Here is a 20,339-nt window from a genome sequence, read left to right on the forward strand (position 1 = left end):
GCGGGTCAGTGGACGGGGTGCATGGTGCGGCGCAGCCACGGTCCGGCGGCGATGACCAGCAGGCCGACGACGACGGCGATCGCACCATTGAGGCCGAAGTAGAGGTCGTTGGATATCACCCCGAAGAGCTTCACGGCCTGTGCCTGGATCCCGTTGGCCAGTGCCAGCGAGAGGAACCACAGCGCCATGGTCTGGCTGGCGAACGCGGCCGGCGCGAGCTTGGTCGTCGCGGACATCCCCGTGGTCTCCAGCAGGATGTCGCCGAGACCCAGCAGGATGTACGAGGCCACCAGCCACCACGCCGCCATCATCCAGTCGCCGCTGCGCCCGGTGGTGGCCGGGACCATCACCAGGAACGACAGGCCGCCCAGGATCACGCCGTACGCGATCTTGCGGGAGGCGTGCGGCTGCCGGTGGCCCATCTTGACCCAGACGGCGGCGACGACCGGCGCGAGCAGCACTTCCGCCACACCGAGCACCGAGTTGTACCAGGTGGAGGGGAAGTCCCAGCCGAGGACGCTGGTGCGCGCATGGTCGGCGGCCAGCAGCGTCATCGTGGAATACGACTGGAACAGGATGAAGTTGAACACCACGGACGCCGCGAACAGCACGATGAAGGGCCGGAGCCGGCCGCGCTCATCGGCGGTGACCCGCGGGCTCCTGAACATCACGGTGAAGTAGACGACCGGCGCGATCACGGAGACGGCGGTCAGGACGTCGACGGCGCCGTCCAGGGTGAGCCGGCCGGTCAGCGCGAGGGCGGTCGCGACGGCCGCGGCCAGCAGGCCGCCGCCCACCATGAGCCACACGGCGCGCTTCATGGCGCCGGGCGGCAGCGCGAACTCCGCGCTGTGCTTGCGGCCGACGAGACCGCGCCTGCCCAGGACGTACTGGACCAGGCCGAGCGTCATACCGATTGCGGCGGCCGAGAAGCCCAGGTGCCAGCCCACCTTCTGGCCGAGCCACCCGGTGACCAGCGGGCCGAGGAAGGCGCCGATGTTGATGCCCATGTAGTAGAGGGCGAAACCGGCGTCGCGGCGCTCGTCGTCGGTGGCGTAGAGCTTGCCGACCATCGTCGAGACATTCGGTTTGAGCAGACCCGTACCGGCGATGATCAGTCCCAGGCCGGCCCAGGTCGTGCCGGCGGCGGGCACGGCCATCGCGTAGTGACCGCAGGCGATGAGGATGCCGCCCCACAGGACGGCGCGGTAGCTGCCGAGTATCCGGTCGGCGAGCCAGCCACCGGCGACGGACACGAGGTAGACCAGGGTGCCGTAGGCGGCCGTCACCGAGGCGGAGGTGTTCTGGGCCATCCCCAGGCCGCCATGGGCGACCTGGTCGGAGAAGTAGAGGACGAGGATGGCCTGCATCCCCAGGAAGGAGAAGCGCTCCCACATCTCCAGGGAGAAAAGGGTCAGCAGCCCCCGGGGATGGCCGAAGAACCGATGGTCCTCGCGCGTATCGGGTTCTACGGTCACGGCTGATGCTCCAGGTCTTTTGGGAAGTCGCCAGCCTCTGCTGTCCCCTTCTTTTCGTTTGCAAACTCCCGGCGGACGGTGATCTGGAACATACCGCTCCGCGGGTCGGTGTGCTGCCCGGGTGGTTCGGGGGGCGGGCGCTCACGGTGATCGAACTGCGACCGGATACGCTGGCCAGTGGTGGAGACAGCGACAGATCGACATTCCGTTTGATCGTCAGCAGACAGGAGTACCCCTCGTGACCGTCGTCGGGCCTATTGGGCTGAGCGTGCGGGACCAGGCTCTTGAGGCCGATGTCCAGGCCGGGTTGGCCGCTGTCGAGGAGGGCCTGCTGGAGGCCACCAAGAGCGGCGTGCCGTTCATCACCGAGGCCGCCCAGCATCTGGTGCGCGCCGGAGGCAAACGGTTCCGGCCGCTGCTGGCCATGCTGGCCGCCCAGTTCGGCGACCCGTACAGCCCCGGCGTGGTGCCCTCGGCCGTCGTCGTGGAGCTGACGCACCTGGCGACGCTGTATCACGACGACGTCATGGACGAGGCCGACGTGCGCCGTGGCGTGGCCAGTGCCAACGCCCGCTGGGGCAACTCCGTTGCCGTACTGACCGGCGACTTCCTCTTCGCCCGTGCCTCGCACATCCTGGCCGACCTCGGCCCCGATGCGGTGCGGATCCAGGCCGAGGCGTTCGAGCGTCTGGTGACCGGCCAGATCCTGGAGACGGCCGGGCCGCGGGACGGCCAGGACCCCGTCGACCACTACCTCGACGTCATCGCCGGCAAGACCGGCTCGCTGATCGCCGTCGCGACCCGCTTCGGCGCCATGATGTCCGGTGCCGAGGAATCGGTCGTCAACATCCTCACCCAGTACGGCGAGCGGCTCGGCACCGCCTTCCAGTTGGCCGACGACGTCCTGGACATCGCCAGCGACTCCCACGAGTCCGGTAAGACGCCGGGGACGGACCTGCGCGAGGGCATCCCGACCCTGCCGGTGCTGCGCCTGCGCGCACAGGCCGAGGGCGAGTCCGGTACGGCCGAGGACCGCGCCCTGTGCGAACTGCTGGCCGGCGACCTCACCGACGATGCCCGGCACGCCGAGGCGCTGGCCGGCCTGCGCGCCCACCCGGCGCTCGAGCAGGCCCGCCGCGACACCGTGCGCTACGCCGAGGACGCCCGCGCCACGCTGGCGCCGCTCCCGTCGTGCACGGCGAAGGCGGCGCTGGAGGGCCTGTGCGACACGGTGGTACACCGCGCCGGCTGAGTGCCGTGCCGACCCGGCCGGCAGGCCGGGGGACGGACCCCGCCACCGGCCGGGTCCGCCGTGCGGCCGCTGCTGTCCCTGGGGAGTGAGCCGTCCCCTGGGGAATGAGCCGTCCCCTAGGGAATGATCAGCCTCACGTCGTACCCGGCCTCCCGTGTGGTGACCGGGTGTCATCCCTCAGCAGTAGACCGAATTGCCCCCGCGGGCTGACGCCATGCCCGCGTCGATTTGGTGGGATGGGAAGCACCACAACGCGGCGGACGGGCCACAATGAGCCCGAGGGGTGGACGAGTGCATCGCGCGAAAACCGCCGCACACGACGGAGGTAGGGCACATGCCACGGAACGACTCAGAGAGCACCGACGGATGGGGCGGGGGGCGCTCGCCGGGGCGCCGTAAGGCGGTGCGGTACGCCGTACCGGTCGCGGTGGCGGGAGTGGCGGCGGCCACGATCGGGCTGGTCCCGGCGTTCGCCGGCTCCGGATCTCCCGACCTGCCCAAGATCTCGGCACAGGACCTGATAGCGAAAATCGCCACGTCCGACACCCAGCAGCTGTCCGGCACGGTCCGGGTCACCACCGACCTCGGCCTGCCGTCGCTGCCGGGCGGCGGTGCCGGGGCCTTCGGCGGCGCAGGCCGGGGCGACGGCGCGAAGGACCAGGACGGGGCGTCCGCGGCCCCGCAGAAGAAGCTGATGGAGCTGGCGTCCGGTGCGCACACCCTGCGCGTCGCCGCCGACGGCCCCGACAGGCAGCGGGTGTCCATCGTGGACAACGCCGCCGAGTACAGCATCATCCACAACGGCGGCCAGGTCTGGGCGTACGACAGCGGCAGCAACACCGCCGTGCACAGCACGGCCGACCCGCACCGCCGGGCCGGCAAGCAGCACGACGCGCCCCAGGGCCTGCCGAAGGGGCTGAAGAACGCCACTCCGCAGGACCTCGCCAAGGAGGCCCTGAAGGCGGCCGGCGACACCACGTCGGTCACCGTGGACGGCACCGCGCGGGTCGCCGGCCGCGACGCCTACCAGCTCCTGATCAAGCCCAAGCAGTCCGCCTCGACGGTCGGCTCGATCCGCATAGCGGTGGACGCCGACAAGGGCGTCCCGCTGAAGTTCACGCTGACACCCAAGAGCGGTGGCGCGGCCGCGGTCGACGTCGGCTACACCGCCGTGGACTTCGCCCGCCCCGCCGCGAGCTCCTTCAGCTTCACACCGCCCAAGGGCACGAAGGTCGTGGAGGCCGACAAGGAGCGCGCGAAGGCGGAGCGGCAGCACGGCAAGGCGTTCAAGGACCGCGAGGGCCTCAAGGACCGCAAGGGCCTGAAGGACCTCAAGGACAGCGGCGGGCCGAACGTCATCGGCAAGGGCTGGACGTCCATCGCCACGATCAAGGGTGCCGGCGCCGGCCTGCCCGGCGGCAAGGACAAGGGCTCGGCCGGTGACGCGGGCGCCTTCCTGGACAGCATCGGTGACAAGGTGACCGGTTCCTTCGGCACCGGCCGGGTCTTCTCCACCCGCCTGGTCAATGCCCTGATGACGGACGACGGCACGATCTACGTCGGCGCCGTCGACAAGCAGGCCCTGATCGACGCGGCCAACGCCGCCAAGTAACGGGTCACGACCGCAGCCAGGGGCCGGCCGCGCCTCCCGCCGGGGAGGCGCGGCCGGCCCGTACGCCATACGCCACGTCCTGCGCCATCAATCGGGGGAGCCGATGCCACCGCCACCCACCGCGGATCCCGAGCGCGCGGCCCTGCCCGGCGCGGACCGGGTGATCGAGACCCATGGACTGACCAAGGCGTACCGAGGCGGCCGGCTCGCGGTCGACGGCCTGGATCTGGTCGTGCCGCGGGGCAGCGTCTTCGGCTTCCTCGGCCCCAACGGCTGCGGCAAGACCACCACCATCCGCATGCTGATGGGCCTGATCGAGCCGACCGCCGGCAGCGCCCGGGTCCTGGGCGCGCCCATGCCCGGCGCGGGCCGACGGGTACTGCCCCGGGTCGGCGCCCTGATCGAGGGACCGGCCCACTACGGCTTCCTCAGCGGCCGTGACAACCTGCTGCGCTTCGACGCCGCCGACCCCACCGCCGATCCGCGCACCCGCACCGCGCGGGTCGGGCGCGCGCTCGAACGGGTGGGGCTGGCCGCCGCGGCCGGCAAGAAGGCACGCGCCTACTCGCTGGGCATGAAACAGCGCCTCGGGCTGGCCGCCGCCCTGCTCCAGCCCCGGGAGCTGCTGGTGCTCGACGAACCGACCAACGGCCTCGACCCGCAGGGCATGCGGGAGATCCGTGCCCTGGTGCGCGAGTTGGCGGCGGACGGCACCACGGTCTTCCTCTCCTCGCATCTCCTCGACGAGATCGAGCAGGTCTGCACACACGCCGCGGTGATGGCACGCGGCCGTCTGATCGTCCAGGGCACGGTCGCCGATCTCTCCGCCACCGTCCTCGACCAGCGCGGCCACGGCAGGTTGACGGTGGCGACACCGGACGCGGCGGACGCGGCGCGCGTCCTGAAGGAACGGGGCGTCACCGGCCTCCGGGTCACCGACGACCTGGTGACCGGCGACCTCCCCGCCGCCGCCACGACGGGCCGCGGTGGCTGGGAACTGGCGGACCTCAACTCCGCGCTCGTCCACGCCGGCGTGCGGGTCCGCGGCTTCGGCACCGACCGCGCCTCGCTGGAGGACATCTTCGTGCACCTGACCGGGGAGGGCTTCGATGTCGCAGGCTGAGGCGGCGCCGCGCCGCCCGCGGCCGCTGTGGTCGGTGGGACTGCTGCGCAACGAGATCACCATGACGTTCCGGCGCTGGCGCACCCTCGCGCTGCTGGCGGTGCTCGCGGGTGTACCGGTCCTCGTCGGGATCGCTGTGAAGATCGAGACCGGCGACGGCGGCTCGTCCGGCGGCGGCTCCGACGGCGGACCGGCATTCATCTCCCAGGTGACCAACAACGGCCTCTTCCTGGTCTTCACCTCGCTCGCCGTGACCCTGCCGTTCTTCCTGCCGATGGCCATCGGCGTCGTCGCGGGGGACTCCGTCGCGGGCGAGGCCGGTGCCGGGACGCTGCGCTATCTTCTCGTCGCCCCCGCGGGCCGCGCCCGCCTGCTGCTGGTCAAGTACGCCACGACCATGACGTTCTGCCTGGTGGCGACCCTGGTCGTGGCGCTCTCGGCGCTGGCGACCGGCGCAATGCTCTTCCCTCTGGGCGACGTCACCCTGCTCTCCGGCACGGCCGTCCCGTTCGGCGAGGGGCTGCTGCGCGCGCTGGCCGTCGCCGGCGTGGTGGCGCTCTCGCTCATCGGGGTGGCCGCCGTCGGGCTATTCCTGTCGACGCTCACCACCAGCGGTGTCGCAGCGATGGCGACCACGGTCGGGCTGCTGATCACCGTGCAGATCCTGGACACGATCCCGCAGCTGCACGCCATACAGCCGTATCTCTTCCCGCACTACTGGCTGTCCTTCGCGGACCTGCTGCGCGACCCCGTCTACTGGGACCAGTTGCAGAAGAACATAGGTCTGCAGGCGCTGTACGCGCTGGTGTTCGGCTCGGCGGCGTGGGCGCGCTTCACCACGCGGGACATCACTGCGTGATGCGCGGCGTGGGGTCGGCGGCCGGATCCGCGTGGCAAGCCGCCTGCTCGGCCTCGGCCAGTGCCACATCGGCGCCCGCCCCGTCCGCGTTCTCCGCCGCTGCCTCGGCGGCCAGTGTCTCCGCCTCCGCCGCGGCCGCCCGGCCCGCGCGGGTCCCCGCCCTGGCCAGCGCCGCCCGCGCCCGCCGCGCCGTCCGCAGTGCGTCCCAGGTCAGCAGGCACAGAGCCAGCCAGACCAGCGCGAAGCCGGCCCAGCGCTCCGGCGGCATCTCCTCGTGGAAGACCGTGAGCCCCAGCGCGAACTGAAAGGTCGGCGCCAGGTACTGCATCATCCCGATCGTCACCAGCGGCAGTCGTACCGCCGAGGCGCCGAAGCAGATCAGCGGCACCGCGGTCGCGATCCCGCACCCGGCCAGCAGCAGCGCCTGGCCCGTCCCGCCGGTCGTGAAGCTGGACTCGCCGTGGTCGCCGAGGAAGATCAGGAAGCCCAGGGCGGGCAGCAGCTGTATCGCCGTCTCCGCGCTGAAGCCCTCGATGCCGTCGAGCTTGATGCCCTTCTTGACCAGGCCGTAGGTCGCGAACGACAGGGCCAGCCCGAGCGCGATCCAGGGCATCTTGCCGTAGGCGACGGTCATCACGACGACCGCGAGGACACCGACGCCCACCGCCGTCCACTGCAACGGCCGCAGCCGCTCGCGCAGCACCAGGACTCCGAAGGCGATGCTGACCAGCGGGTTGATGAAGTATCCGAGCGACGCCTCGAGCACGTGCCCGGCGTTGACGGCCCAGATGTAGAGGTACCAGTTCACCGAGATGACCACGGCGCAGACCAGGATCAGCCCGAGCCGCTTGGGCTGCCGCAGCAGCGGGGGTATCCAGGCCCAACGGCGCAGCACCGCAAGGATGATGACGGCGACCGGCAGTGACCACGCCATGCGGTGCGCCAGGATCTCGGACGGCGAAGCGGCGTCCAGCAGATGCCAGTAGAGGGGCAGCAGACCCCACATGGTGTACGCGGAGAGGCCGAAGGCGAGTCCTGCGCGCTGATCGGTTCGAGGCTGCAAGGGACCCTCCTGAGGATGCTGCGTCGACTCCGTGAAGGTAACGCCGTTCGGCACCGCTGTCATGCCCGTATCGGGATACGGTCATGACGGTGGCAGCTCCTTGAGGGCGTCGGCGATCGCGTCGGCGAGCGGTGTGGTCGGGCGGCCGAGGAGACGTGCCAGGTCACCGGGGGTGCAGCCGAGCTCGCCCCGGGCGATGGCGGCATCCGCGTCGGCCACCAACCGCGCGCCCAGCGCCGGCACGCCGGCCTCGACCAGTAGCGCCGCATACCGCTCCTGCGGGAGGTCCCGGTAGGGGATCGTCCGGCCGGTCTGCCGGGACACCTCGGCCGCGTACTCGGCCATCGTCCACGCGGTGTCGCCGCTCAGCTCGTACACGGAGTTCTCATGGCCGCCGCCGGTGAGGACCTCGGAGGCCGCCTCCGCGTAGTCCCGGCGCGCCGCACTGGCCACCCGGCCGCCGTCCGCGCTGCCGACCACCGCACCGGTCCGCAGCGTGGCGGTCAGCGCGCCCGTGTAGTTCTCGTGGTACCAGCCGTTGCGCAGCAGGCTGTACGGCACACCGGACGCGAGCAGCGCCCGCTCGGTGGCGATGTGCTCCTCGGCGATCAGGAAGGTGGCGGCCGGCCCGCCCAGGACGCTGGTGTACGCGAGCAGCGCCACGCCTGCCTCGCGTGCGGCATCGACGACGGCCCGGTGCTGGCCGAGGCGCCGCCCGGCCTCGTTGCCGGAGATCAACAGCACCCGATCGCCGGGCGCGAAGACGCCCTGGAGACTCTCGGGCCGGCTGTACTCCGCGATGCGCACCTCGACACCGCGCGCCGCGACATCCGCCGCTCTGTCCCGGTCCCGGGCGACCGCCGCGATCTCGCCCGGTGCGGTACGCGTCAGCAGCGCCTCGATGACGAGCCGGCCGAGCGCTCCGGTGGCCTGGCGAGTGGCAGGCCGTCAGCATGGCACCGGCCCGGCCCGAGCAGAAGAGACGCGCCGTGGCGGACGGTGGGGCGCGCAACCCGGGACAGGGCGGCGGACGAACGGGTGCCCTGCGGGAACGACGAACGGGTGCCCTGCGGAGCGCCGAGCGGCGCGCCCGCAGGGCACCCGGGGGTGCCGTCCGGATCGGTCAGCCGACGACCGTCCAGGTGTCGTTGCCGGCCAGCAGGGAGGCGAGGTCGCCCTTGCCCTTCTGCTCGATGGCGGCATCGAGCTGCTCGGACATCAGGCTGTCGTAGACCGGGCGATCGACGTTGCGCAGCACACCGATGGGGGTGTGGTGCAGGGTGTCGGCGTCGGCGAGCCGGGAGAGCGCGAAGGCCGTGGTGGGTGACGGGTTGTGGGCGTCGTGCACCAGCACACCGCCGGTGCCCTCCTCCCGCACGTCGATGACCTTGAGGTCGCCGGTGGCCGGGTCGCGGACCACGCCCTTGGAGCCGAAGCCGTCGGGGGCCAGCGCCCCGAACCGGATCGGCTGGCCGTGCTCCAGACGGATGACCGCCTCCTGGGCCTGCTCCTTGTCCTTGAGGGCCTCGAACGCGCCGTCGTTGAAGATGTTGCAGTTCTGGTAGATCTCCACCAGCGCCGTACCGGGATGGGCGGCGGCCTCGCGCAGCACCGAGGTGAGGTGCTTGCGGTCGGAGTCGATCGTGCGTGCCACGAAGGACGCCTCGGCGCCGAGCGCCAGCGAGACCGGGTTGAACGGCGCGTCCAGCGAACCCATCGGCGTGGACTTGGTGATCTTGCCGACCTCGGAGGTGGGGCTGTACTGCCCCTTGGTCAGCCCGTAGATCCGGTTGTTGAAGAGCAGGATCTTGAGGTTGACGTTGCGCCGCAGGGCGTGGATGAGGTGGTTGCCGCCGATGGACAGCGCGTCGCCGTCACCGGTGACGACCCACACCGACAGATCGCGCCGCGACGAGGCCAGGCCGGTGGCGATGGCCGGAGCGCGGCCGTGGATGGAGTGCATCCCGTAGGTGTTCATGTAGTACGGGAAGCGGGACGAGCAGCCGATGCCGGAGACGAAGACGATGTTCTCCTTCGCCAGACCGAGCTCGGGCATGAAGCCCTGCACGGCGGCGAGGACGGCATAGTCACCGCAGCCGGGGCACCAGCGCACTTCCTGATCGGACTTGAAGTCCTTCATGGACTGCTTGGCGTCGGCCTTGGGTACCAGGGAGAGTGCCTCGATCTGGGTGGCTCTCTCCGAGATCGTCTCAGTCATTGATGGCCTCCTTAAAGACCTCCGCGAGCTGCTCGGCCTTGAACGGCATTCCGCTGACCTGGGTGTGCGAGCGCGTGTCCACGAGGTACGTGGCGCGCAGCAGGGTGCTGAGCTGTCCGAGGTTCATCTCCGGCACGATCACCTTGTCGAAACGCCCGAGGACCTCCCCGAGATTCTTCGGGAAGGGATTGAGGTGGCGCAGATGTGCCTGGGCGATGTGCTGCCCCGCGCCCCGCACGCGCCGTACCGCCGCGGTGATGGGGCCGAACGTCGAACCCCAGCCCAGCACCAGGGTGTCGGCCTCGCCGGAGGGGTCGTCGACCTCGAGGTCGGGGACCTCGACGCCGTCGATCTTCGCCTGGCGGGTGCGCACCATGAAGTCGTGGTTGGCGGGGTCGTAGGAGATGTTGCCCGTGCCGTCCTGCTTCTCGATGCCGCCGATGCGGTGCTCCAGGCCCGGCGTGCCCGGCACCGCCCAGGGGCGGGCCAAGGTCTGCTCGTCGCGCTTGTAGGGCCAGAACACCTCGGTGCCGTCCGCCAGCTGGTGGTTGGGGCCGGAGGCGAACTGGACGCGCAGGTCGGGGAGTTCGTCGACATCGGGGATCCGCCAGGGCTCGGAGCCGTTGGCCAGATAGCCGTCGGAGAGCAGGAAGACGGGAGTGCGGTACGTCAGCGCGATACGGGCGGCTTCCAGGGCCGCGTCGAAGCAGTCGGCGGGCGTCCTGGGCGCCACGATCGGCACCGGGGCCTCGCCGTTGCGTCCGTACATCGCCTGGAGCAGGTCGGCCTGCTCGGTCTTGGTGGGCAGGCCGGTCGAGGGGCCGCCGCGCTGGATGTCCACGATCAGCAGCGGGAGTTCCAGGCTGACGGCGAGCCCGATGGTCTCCGACTTCAGTGCCACACCGGGGCCCGAGGTGGTGGTCACCGCGAGGGCGCCGCCGAACGCCGCGCCCAGCGCCGCGCCGATGCCGGCGATCTCGTCCTCCGCCTGGAACGTCCGCACGCCGAAGTTCTTGTGCTTGGACAGCTCGTGCAGGATGTCGGAGGCCGGGGTGATCGGGTAGGAGCCCAGATAGAGCGGCAGATCCGCCTGCCGGCCCGCGGCGACCAGGCCGTAGGACAGCGCGAGGTTGCCGGAGATGTTGCGGTACGTGCCGGCCGGGAAGGCCTTGGTGGCCGGCGCGACCTCGTAGGACGTCGCGAAGTCCTCGGTGGTCTCACCGAAGTTCCAGCCCGCGCGGAAGGCCGTGACATTGGCCTCCGCGATGTCCGGCTTCTTCGCGAACTTCGACCGAAGGAACTTCTCGGTGCCCTCTGTGGGCCGGTGGTACATCCACGACAGCAGCCCCAGCGCGAACATGTTCTTGCTGCGCTCGGCCTCCTTGCGGGAGAGCCCGAACTCCTTGAGCGCCTCGATCGTCAGCGTCGTCAGCGGCACCGGGTGGACGTTGTACGCCTCCAGCGAGCCGTCCTCCAGCGGGCTGGTCGCGTAGCCGACCTTCGCCATCGGGCGCTTGGTGAACTCGTCGGTGTTGACGATGATGTCCGCGCCCCGCGGTACATCCGCGATGTTCGCCTTCAGGGCCGCCGGGTTCATCGCCACCAGCACGTTCGGGGCGTCCCCGGGAGTGAGGATGTCGTGGTCGGCGAAGTGCAGCTGGAAGCTGGAGACGCCGGGCAGGGTGCCGGCGGGGGCCCGGATCTCGGCGGGGAAGTTCGGCAGCGTCGACAGGTCGTTGCCGAAAGATGCCGTCTCGGAGGTGAACCGGTCTCCGGTGAGCTGCATACCGTCACCGGAGTCCCCGGCGAACCGGATGATCACCCGGTCCAGACGCCGGACTTCTTTGCCTCCGCCGCCGTCACCGGGCGCGCGTTGTTCCCCGACAAGCGCACCGTCGGTCTTCTCGGCTGGGCTACTGACCTGGCTGGTCACTGCTTCGGACCTCCCTCGAGGGGTGCGGCGTCCCCGCCGGAGGCAGGGCTCGGGACGTGGCGTACCGGCCGGTTGTCCCATGTCCATCGTACGTGGGTAAGGGTCGCCTTCCCCGGGTCGGCCGCATAGTGGACCGCAGGATGAGACGCCGTAATGACGTGGTTTGTCATAAAATCACTACCCCCGTTACTCCTTCTTCAGAACGCTCCGGACTTCGTCCAATAGTTCTAGGTCCAAGGTCTTGGGACCGGGCGGGCACCCCTTCCGCCTGCGCATCTGGCAGGGCGTCAGGTCCTCAGGGGCTCAGGTAGGCGAGCACCGCGAGCACCCGACGGTGATCCCCGTCACTCGGGGAGAGGCCCAGTTTCAGAAAGATATTGCTCACGTGCTTCTCCACCGCACCCGCGCTGACCACCAATTGCCGGGCGACCGCGGAATTCGTCCGGCCCTCCGCCATCAGTCCCAACACCTCCCGCTCCCGGGGCGTCAGATACGCGAGAACATCCTGCTTGCGGCTGCGCCCCAGCAACTGGGCCACCACCTCCGGGTCCAGTGCGGTGCCACCTTCGGCGACCCGGACCACGGCGTCGACGAATTCCCGGACCTCGGCCACCCGGTCCTTGAGCAGATATCCCACCCCTCGGCTGGAGCCGGCCAGCAGTTCCGTCGCGTACTGCTCCTCGACATACTGCGAGAGCACCAGCACGCCCAGATCCGGATGCTCCTTGCGCAGCCGGATCGCGGCCCGCACCCCCTCGTCGGTGTGCGTCGGCGGCATCCGTACGTCCGCCACCACCACATCCGGGAGTGCGCCCTCGGTGGCGAGTTCCGCGATCACTTTGATCAGTGCCTCGGCGTCACCCACACCCGCCACGACGTCATGCCCGCGGTCGGTCAGCAATCGGGTCAGGCCCTCCCGCAGAAGCACCGAGTCCTCGGCGATGACCACCCGCACACTGTCCTCCACGGCTCACATTCCCCCGCACCTCGTACAACCCGCCCTGCGGCCCCAGCATTCCAGCATCCGGGGCACGGCGCGGCGGGAGCCGCAGAATCGGTGCGGGGCGGCGACCTATGGGGCAGGCGGGAGGCGGAAGGCGGAAGGCGGAAGGCGGAAGTGCGCCGGGGCCGGGAACGGGGTCGGACCCCTGCCCCGGCCCCGGACGTCGGCAGTCCGCTCCCCGCTAACTCCGCCACGGCAGCTCTGCGGATATGGAGGTCGGGCCGCCGTGCGGGGATTTCACGACGAGCAGGCCGTCCACGGAGTCCAGCCGCTCCGCCAGGCCCGCCAGGCCGCTGCCCTCAACGGTGGTCGCACCGCCCCGGCCGTTGTCCGTCACCTCCAGCATGAGCCGGCCGGCCGTGTGCCAGACATCGACCGTGGCGCCGGTGGCCCGGGAGTGCCGGGAGACGTTCTCCAGCAGCTCGGAGACGGTGAAGTACGCGATGCCCTCGACCGCGGCGGCGGGCCTGCCGTTCAGATCGACGGTCACCGTCACCGGCACCGTGCAGCGCGCGGACAGGGCCGACAGCGCCGGCCCGAGCCCCCGGTCGGTCAGGATCGCCGGATGGATGCCGCGGGCCAGCTCCCGCAGCTCCCGCAGCGCCGTCTTCACCTCGCCGTGCGCCTCGTCCACCATCCGGGCGGCGGCGCCCGGATCGGCGGTGACCTTCTCCTTGGCCAGGCCCAGCTCCATGGCGAGCGAGACGAGCCGGGCCTGTGCGCCGTCGTGCAGCTCCCGCTCGATGCGCCGCAGATCGGCCGCCGCGGTGTCGACTGCCACCCCGCGGTCCGCCTCCAGCTCGGACACCCGGCCGGCGAGGAGGGAGCGGCCCAGCAGGCCGCGCACCATCACCCGGTCCAGCTGCGTCAGCCCGTGGATCAGCCAGGGCCCGGCGAGCACCAGCAGCAGCCCGATACCGCTGACACCGGCGATCGCCAGGGGCGTGTCGAGATAGCGGCCGTGGCCGTCGCCATCCCCCCATACCTGGATGCCCGGCTGACCCAGATACCGGGGGAACGTCCACTGCCACAGCGGATAGGCCAGCAGACCCCAGCCGACGGCCCAGAAGGTCGTCGAGAAGATGAAGGAGAACAGCGCCCAGGGGAAGTGCAGGAGGCAGTGGACGAGGTGCCGCCAGGACGCCCCGCTCTTCAGTACGGCCCCGGTCCACCCCATCAGGCCCGGCTTGGCGGGGCGGAGCGGCGCCGGCCCGGCTACGTCCAGTCCCAGCAGGGCGCGGGCCCGCCCGCGCTCGAGGACGCCCAGCGCGCGGCCGCCGGCCAGCCCGCCGGCCAGCACCGGGATGCCCAGGAACGTGATCAGCAGGCCGGCGCTGAGTGCGATCACCGCTATCGCGTAGCCGAACATCAGGGTCGAGAGCGGGACGCTGAGGAAGAGATAGAGGAACTCGCGCCAGGTACGCCCGGAGAAGGGGGCGCGCAGTCCCACGGGCACCTGGGAGCCACGGGGCTGCGGTGCGTATGCGGTGTCCATCGACTCGGTGTCCGTTCTGCCGTGTGCGGTTGGTGATCGGCTCTTTTCCGCTACGACAAGCGTCCGCGAACGCCGCCGCCCGCACCATGAGGCTCAGCGCACTCTTCGTCTGGGGTTTTCCCCACCCCTGGACCTGAGGAAGAGCGCATACCGCAGGTCGGTACGGCCCCGTCAGCTCTTTTCCGTACGCGCCCGCCACGGCAGCTCCGCCGCCACCCGCGTCGGTCCGCCGTCCGGCGAATCCAGCACGAACAGCCCGTCCACCGATCCCAGTCGCTCGGCGAGCCCGGCCATTCCGCTGCCGCCGTCCAGCCGGGCCCCGCCCCGCCCGTCGTCCTCCACCCGGATCAGCAGCCGGTCCTCGACCCGCCACACCTCGACGGACGCCTGGCGCGCCGCACTGTGCTTCGAGACGTTCTGCAGCAGCTCGGAGACGGTGAAATAGGCGATCCCCTCGATGGCGGGCGCGGGCCGCTCGGCCAGGTCCACGGAGGTCGTGACCGGCACCGTGCAGCGCCCGGCCAGTGAGGCCAGCGCCGGCCCCAGCCCACGGTCCGTCAGGATCGCCGGATGGATGCCGCGGGCCAGATCCCGCAGCTCCTGAAGCGCCAGCTTCACCTCGCCGTGCGCCTCGTCCACCATCGCCGCCACGCTCTCGTCGGCCCGGCCCTCCAGCAGTTTCTCCTTCGCCAGGCCGAGCCCCATGGCGAGCGCCACCAGCCGGGCCTGCGCGCCGTCGTGCAGATCCCGCTCGATGCGCCGCAGATCGGCCGCCGCGGTGTCGGTGACCGTCATCCGGCCCGTCTCCAGCTCCGCGATCCGCCGCTCCAGCTCGTCGGAGGGCGAAAGCAGCCCGCGCACCATCGCCCGGTCCACGTTCGACAGCCAGCGCGCCAACCACGGCAGTGCCGGCCACACCACGAAGAGCGCGACGAGGGTGACCGCGAAGGTGAGAACGGCCCAGGGCAGCCGGACGAACGCGAACAGCGCGTGCCGCCAGGCGACCGGATCCTTCAGGCATGCCCACAACCAGGGGAAGAACCCCCGGTCAGCGGCCCGTAGCGGGCTCGGCTCGTCGACCCGCACACCGAGCAGCGCCCGCGCCCGTGCGCGTTCCAGCCTCCCGTACGCCCGGCACGCCACCAGGCCGCTCGCCAGCAGCGGCGCCCCGATGACGGTGACGGCCAGCCCGGCACCGAGCGCCAGCCAGACCACCAGCACCACGAACGCGATGACGCCCAGGGGGAAATTGGTGAGCAGATACGCGATCTCTCGCCAGGTCCAAGCGCTCAGGGCGGCGTCGGGCGGCGGGGGTGAGGTGCCGTCAGGGGCACCGTCGCCGGCACCGGGCAGGGGGCTCTCCGTCATACGCCCCAGCCTGCCCGGCGGCGGGTCGGCGTGCCATGGGGTTCGTCGGGGGCCGGGGGTGGGGTTTTCCCTACATCGCTCTGTGCCGCTCTGCGCCGTCGCCGTCGGCTGCCGTGGTGCCACGCGGCCGATTTTGCGTGGGCTCCGTCAGATACCGGCCTTCGCCGCGGAGGCGTTCGCGGTGTTGGGTCGAGGGGGGCCGGGGTACCGGCCGACGGCCATGCTCAGGGGGCGACCGGAAACCGATGGGTTGTCAGTGGCGTCTGGCATCGTGAGGGATGTTGCTGCGTCCGCCGGCGCAATCCGCTTGCCCGTGCGAGTGCCACGCCGGTTGGGTAAGGACGGGCAGCGCGGACCAGCGGGCGCCGCTGTGTACGCCAACGGGGAGGGTGAACGAACGTGGGGCTCAAGTTCGACATGGGCAGCCAGACGCTGTCGACGCTGTCGGGGCAGACACAGGGGTCTTCGGAGGACCTTGGTGCGCTGGTCAAGCAGCTGGTGGCGGCCGCGGAGCCGCTGGAGGGCAAGTTCAACGGCGCGGGCAAGGCGGCGTTCGACAACTTCAAGCGGAATTCCGATGGCATCGCCGCTTCGCTGAACAGCGCCCTGCGCTCGGTTCTGGGCGGCCAGAAGGGCATGGACAGGTCGTTCATCGCCGGGGAGCACGAAGCCGCTGACAACGCACGTCAGTCGATGTCTTCGGCCAACTTCGATGCGGCCCGCTTCTCGGGCCGCTGAGTCGGACGGCCCACACAGCACGGTCAGGACAAGGATCGACGGCACCACCCACGAGCTGCCACCGATCCCAACGGGGAGGATGAAGACATGACGGCTGGCGCGGACCGGCGTAGCTATGACACGGGCGCCTCGTCCGAGGCGCAGACGAACCTCCAGTCGGTGATTGCCCGCCTGGAGTCCCTGATCGGCGAGCGCGACCGCCAGGTGAAGGCGGCCATGGCGGACTTCACCGCCGACGGGGTGTCCGAGCAGTACCACGGTGCCGAGCAGCGCTGGAACCGGTCGGCGTCCGAGGTGCGGTCGATCATCCACCTGCTGCGCACCACGCTGGAGAAGAACGACAGCACGGCGCAGACGGCCCTGCAGCGGGCGAAGGCCGCGGTCGACGGCATCGGCTGACCAGCCGCGGCGAGCTGTTACGGGCAAGGGGGAGCCCGGCCCGGGGAACTGGAGCAGTGGGTATGACGGGGTGGGACATCACGCCTTCGGGCGTCCAGCACGTGCTGGGAAAGACCAGACACACGGCCGGGGAACTGGGTGAGCAGCTCTCCGTGTACGGGGGGCCGAAGGGCGACCTGCTCAAGGCCGCACACGCGGCGGGCACGCTCCAGATGGCAGGCGAGAAGCCGCCGTCCGGCCCGCCCGGCCCGGACGGCAAGGCGGCACCGTCAGGACTGCTCGCCAGCGCCCTGGGACAGTTCGCCGAGAAGACGCAGAACGACCTGACGTTCCTGCTGGCCCGGACGGCCAAGTCGGTGGACGGTGCCGCCAACGCGGCGCGGGAGTACCTCGAAGGCGATGAGCGGATGGCCTCGCACGTGCTGCACATCGCCCTGGGCGCGCCTGACCTGCACCCGGCGAAGCACGGCGGCGAGGGCAAGCACGGCGGCGAGGGCAAGCACGGCAGTGACGGCAAGCACGGCGGCGACGGGCAAGCACGGCAGTGACGGTAAGCACGGCGGCGGTGACAGACACAGCGGCAGCGGAAAGCAGGGGGACTTTCGAGTGAGCGCCGACCACATCGACCCGTCCCGCATACCCACGTACACGGGAGACCTCGAAGAGCTGGAAACGCGCGCCAAGGCCCTGAAGAAGGAAGCGGGCGCGATCCGCGACAAAGGCGCCGACATCCACTCCGAGTTCCAGGGGCTGCGGGCGTACTACACGGCACCCGAGGCGGAGCAGCTGTTCGCCACGACCAAGCCGGTCGCGACCAAGGCGGACAGGTTCGCCGACGATCTGGAGAAGGTCGGCGGTGCGCTGGACGGTTTCGCGGCCGAGGTGCGCCCTCTCATCGCCAAGCTCCACCAACTCGAGGGGGCGGCATCCCACTTCGTCGCCACCATCAAGGATGACGAGGACTGGCAGTACAACCCGGCCAAGGTCGCCTGGAACAGGCAGCTGGTGCAGGAAGTCTCCGCGACGGTCCAGGCGTTCTGGGCAGCTGAGGTGGCAGCCGCCGACAAGATCACGGCTCTGGTCCACGGCACCCAATGGTCCCTTGGCGACGGCAAGAAGAAGGACGGCCACACGTACGGCCTGACCAAGAAGGTCATGACGTCTGCGGGCAATACGCCGTGGGGCAAGGTCGTCGAGGAAAAGCGCCACTGGTACGACCCCAGAGCCGTGGGCAACTGGATCAAACACTTCGTCTGGGACGGCACGGTCGTCGACGGCGTCTGGGGCACCCTCAAGGGGCTCTGGTCACTCACCCCGTGGAGCGACAACTTCGGCGCCGCATGGAAGAGCATGGCGCACCTGGCCACGGTGGCGACCCTGGCGCCCATGGCTCCCTTTGTGGCGCCTCTCGTACCCCTCGGCCGCTATCTCCCCGACAGTGGCGTCAAGACCTGGATGAAGGACAGCCTGAAAACGACCGCGGAGGTCGGCAAGTCCCTGGTCGCCTGGGACCAGTGGAGCAAGGACTCGGGCCGGGCAGCGGGAGCGGCGTCTTTCAATGTCGTCACGGCCATCTTCACGCGTGGTGGGGCCGGAGCCGCGAGGACGGGGGCCGAAGCGGCCGGCGTCGGCGCCAAAATCGCCAATGCGGCCGGCAAGGTCGGCAAGGTCGGCCAATTGATGGATCCGACCACCCACATCGCCACGGCTGTCGGCGCTGCTGCCAAATTCGCCAAACTTGACGTGGCCGTCGGCAACGCATTCAAGGCCGTCAAAACAAGTACGGCCCTCAGCCATCTGCGTGACGCTTTCGCCGTTACCGGCAGGACCAGCCCCTCGGGCGAGATTCACCTGCCCAACGGCCAGGCCGTCGACCTCCACGGCCCGCTGCCCGACCTGCCCCCCGGAAAGACCGCCGTATACCTGCCCGACGGCGCCGGCAAGGTCCCGCCGGGGTCGGTGATGCACGACGCCGACACCTTCCTCACCCCCGACCGCAGGGTGGTCGACGCCAACGGCATCCCCAAGAAGGGCGCTGTCGCGATGGTGGAGCCGTCCGCGGCGGACCGGGAGGTCCTGGACGGCATCCCGCCCGAAAGGGCTGCTGCACCTGCGGATCACGAACTGGCCGCTGTGGGTGCCGAACATCGACACCAGGGCATGGCCGACGCGGGAGGCGGGGATCTGCCGCGGGGTGAACTCGGCCCGCAGGCAAGCCGTCAGTCTGCTGAGGGTGCCGGAGCAGCGGACAACAACGTCGCGACCGGCGGCGGAGTCGGCGACAACCTTCCGGGTGGCGCCACCAGCGACTTGCCCGGTGGCCATGCCGGCGATCTCCCGGCTGGCTCCTCTGCCAGCCATGAACCGCCCACCGACCACACTGGCAGCCACGGCGCCCCGAGCACAGGCGGCCAAGATGGACTCACCGGCGGCCACCGGGAGGGCTCGCATGGCGATGGCCATGCAGCGCATGCGAGCGGCTCGGAGGGCGGCTCTGGCGCCGACCACAGTTCCTCGTCGCCTTACGATCATGGCGGGCCCCCACACGAGGAGACCGTGCCCTCGGCCCACAGTGATCCTGAGTCGGGGACTCAGAAAGACTCGGCCGAGGAAGACGCAACTAGTTGGCAATATCCCGGCGGGGAATTTAACGGGAAAGAGGTCATCTATCCGGATCGCCCGGATCCGGATGCCGTGAAGGACTATGCGAAAATTCGCGCAATGACGGATGACGTTGAGAAGATAGCCGACAATACGAATATCGATGCAGCGGTCATTCAAAGGGTCAAGGAAAATCTCTTTCTGAAGACTCATGATTGTGCGATGGGTCCGGGTGTGATCAGGCGGGATGTGTTTTTCGTCGCCTATGATGAAATAGCCTATCTTTGGAAGAGGGCGATAAGGCCTGGCGGCTTGAAGCGGATGGATGAGGGCATGTTCAGGGGGCTAGTAGTTCATGAGTATGTTGAAAGTCGCTTGCTGGAAGCGGGACTTCCGTACGTTTCGGCACATCCGGAGGCTTGGACTCCTCAAGGATATAGGCCGACTCCTGAGCACTTCGGAGCCCATGATATTTCTCCCGAGTCTCTCAGTGGGTTTCCGGTTCAGGTCGAGAATGGCACTCTGAAGAAGTGGCCCAAGTACGGCCTTGAGGATCCAGGGTTTGCGATAGCCGACGACTTCTCTAACCTGGACGAGTTGGTCGACTATATGAAGGCGAGGATGGGGCTGTGACGCAAAGCGGCCAGGCAGAGGCGATGGTCGATAGGATCATGGCTATCGACTGGATGGACGAATCGAGGTCCGACAGGCATTCGAACTCCAGGTCATGGCTTATGGTCGAATATCTGCGAAGGTCTTCCCTGTGGGTTCAAGAATTTGATGGTGACGACGCATGGCCCTTCTTTGATGTCGCAGCCCGGGTGGATCCCTCGGTACGGGCTGACGCGGAGTTGGTGGACCGGTTGGATGACTTCACCTCTGATTACGTAGGTGGTTTCCTGCGTCCAAAGATGCTGCGGGCGATGGTGCACTGGGCGGCGCTTGACGATTCCGGTGATCCTCGCGTCATTCGTCATCTGCCTGATCCCTTCGAGCCGCTGATCGTCATGTTCGAGCGTGGGCCCGGACTCGTGGTCGAGAACGGTTTCGTTGACTTCTCGGATATGCGCGTTGCCATCAAGACGTGGCGTGACCATATTTCTGCGGAGCCTGCTGTCGCGATGGACTTCAGGAGCCTGGACGCCTTGGATTCCGGGCAGTAATAGCCGAAAACGACGGGTTTTGCCCTGGGGGTGC

16 protein-coding genes and 1 pseudogene are annotated in these 20,339 nt (G+C 69.7%); 9 read left to right on the top strand and 8 right to left on the bottom strand.

The features are described from left to right. Positions 1-5 precede the first annotated feature (5 nt). Entirely contained in the window at positions 6-1,478 is a 1,473-nt protein-coding gene (locus ACGFML_RS20975; protein WP_393545773.1) for a peptide MFS transporter, read from the bottom strand. Positions 1,479-1,716: 238 nt separating this feature from the next. Here ACGFML_RS20975 and ACGFML_RS20980 point away from each other — a divergent pair, with 238 nt between their 5' ends. From ACGFML_RS20980 to ACGFML_RS20995, 4 genes are all read left to right on the top strand, one after another. Beyond that, entirely contained in the window at positions 1,717-2,730 is a 1,014-nt protein-coding gene (locus ACGFML_RS20980; protein ID WP_393545775.1) for a polyprenyl synthetase family protein, read from the top strand. Between the two features lie 334 nt (positions 2,731-3,064). After that, a complete protein-coding gene (locus ACGFML_RS20985) occupies positions 3,065-4,342 on the top strand; it encodes an outer membrane lipoprotein carrier protein LolA (RefSeq protein WP_393545776.1) in 1,278 nt (425 codons plus the stop codon). Between the two features lie 103 nt (positions 4,343-4,445). Then, positions 4,446-5,465: an ATP-binding cassette domain-containing protein gene (locus ACGFML_RS20990; RefSeq protein WP_393545778.1), complete on the top strand. Its 1,020-nt coding sequence runs from the start codon at positions 4,446-4,448 to the stop codon at positions 5,463-5,465. After that, on the top strand, positions 5,452-6,324 hold the full coding sequence (locus ACGFML_RS20995) for an ABC transporter permease (protein ID WP_393545780.1): 873 nt from the start codon (positions 5,452-5,454) through the stop codon (positions 6,322-6,324). The genes ACGFML_RS20990 and ACGFML_RS20995 overlap by 14 nt, the downstream gene beginning before the upstream one ends. Here the strand turns inward: ACGFML_RS20995 and rarD are convergent. The 7 genes and pseudogenes from rarD to ACGFML_RS21030 form a co-directional block, all read right to left on the bottom strand. Beyond that, positions 6,314-7,387 carry an EamA family transporter RarD gene (gene rarD / locus ACGFML_RS21000; RefSeq protein ID WP_393545782.1) on the bottom strand — a complete coding sequence of 358 codons (1,074 nt, stop codon included), beginning with the start codon at positions 7,385-7,387 and terminating at the stop codon, positions 6,314-6,316. The genes ACGFML_RS20995 and rarD overlap by 11 nt on opposite strands. Before the next feature lie 81 nt (positions 7,388-7,468). Further along, positions 7,469-8,317 (bottom strand): annotated as a pseudogene (locus ACGFML_RS21005) (SDR family oxidoreductase); the annotation flags it as partial. A gap of 193 nt (positions 8,318-8,510) precedes the next feature. Continuing rightward, positions 8,511-9,605, bottom strand: a complete 1,095-nt coding sequence (locus ACGFML_RS21010) for a 2-oxoacid:ferredoxin oxidoreductase subunit beta (protein ID WP_393545784.1) — start codon at positions 9,603-9,605, stop codon at positions 8,511-8,513. After that, complete coding sequence (locus tag ACGFML_RS21015) at positions 9,598-11,538, bottom strand: 2-oxoacid:acceptor oxidoreductase subunit alpha (RefSeq protein ID WP_393545786.1); 1,941 nt, start codon at positions 11,536-11,538, stop codon at positions 9,598-9,600. Before ACGFML_RS21015 ends, ACGFML_RS21010 begins: the two co-directional genes overlap by 8 nt. Before the next feature lie 295 nt (positions 11,539-11,833). After that, positions 11,834-12,493, bottom strand: coding sequence for a response regulator (locus tag ACGFML_RS21020; protein WP_393546386.1), 660 nt, complete (start codon positions 12,491-12,493; stop codon positions 11,834-11,836). A gap of 229 nt (positions 12,494-12,722) precedes the next feature. Continuing rightward, complete coding sequence (locus ACGFML_RS21025) at positions 12,723-14,036, bottom strand: sensor histidine kinase (protein WP_393545788.1); 1,314 nt, start codon at positions 14,034-14,036, stop codon at positions 12,723-12,725. A gap of 171 nt (positions 14,037-14,207) precedes the next feature. Next, positions 14,208-15,404: a sensor histidine kinase gene (locus ACGFML_RS21030; RefSeq protein WP_393545790.1), complete on the bottom strand. Its 1,197-nt coding sequence runs from the start codon at positions 15,402-15,404 to the stop codon at positions 14,208-14,210. A 417-nt stretch (positions 15,405-15,821) separates the two neighbouring features. Here ACGFML_RS21030 and ACGFML_RS21035 point away from each other — a divergent pair, with 417 nt between their 5' ends. The 5 genes from ACGFML_RS21035 to ACGFML_RS21055 all read left to right on the top strand — a co-directional run bounded on the left by ACGFML_RS21035 (position 15,822) and on the right by ACGFML_RS21055 (position 20,305). Further along, complete coding sequence (locus ACGFML_RS21035; RefSeq protein ID WP_393546388.1) at positions 15,822-16,142, top strand: hypothetical protein; 321 nt, start codon at positions 15,822-15,824, stop codon at positions 16,140-16,142. 87 nt (positions 16,143-16,229) lie between these two features. After that, positions 16,230-16,541: a pore-forming ESAT-6 family protein gene (locus tag ACGFML_RS21040; RefSeq protein ID WP_393545792.1), complete on the top strand. Its 312-nt coding sequence runs from the start codon at positions 16,230-16,232 to the stop codon at positions 16,539-16,541. Between the two features lie 62 nt (positions 16,542-16,603). Further along, entirely contained in the window at positions 16,604-17,089 is a 486-nt protein-coding gene (locus tag ACGFML_RS21045) for a DUF6507 family protein (RefSeq protein ID WP_393545794.1), read from the top strand. Between the two features lie 58 nt (positions 17,090-17,147). Next, positions 17,148-19,775, top strand: a complete 2,628-nt coding sequence (locus ACGFML_RS21050) for a hypothetical protein (protein ID WP_393545796.1) — start codon at positions 17,148-17,150, stop codon at positions 19,773-19,775. After that, a complete protein-coding gene (locus ACGFML_RS21055; RefSeq protein ID WP_393545798.1) occupies positions 19,772-20,305 on the top strand; it encodes a hypothetical protein in 534 nt (177 codons plus the stop codon). Before ACGFML_RS21050 ends, ACGFML_RS21055 begins: the two co-directional genes overlap by 4 nt. Positions 20,306-20,339 lie beyond the last annotated feature (34 nt).

This window comes from Streptomyces sp. NPDC048650 (assembly GCF_043199095.1).
Lineage (GTDB): Bacteria > Actinomycetota > Actinomycetes > Streptomycetales > Streptomycetaceae > Streptomyces.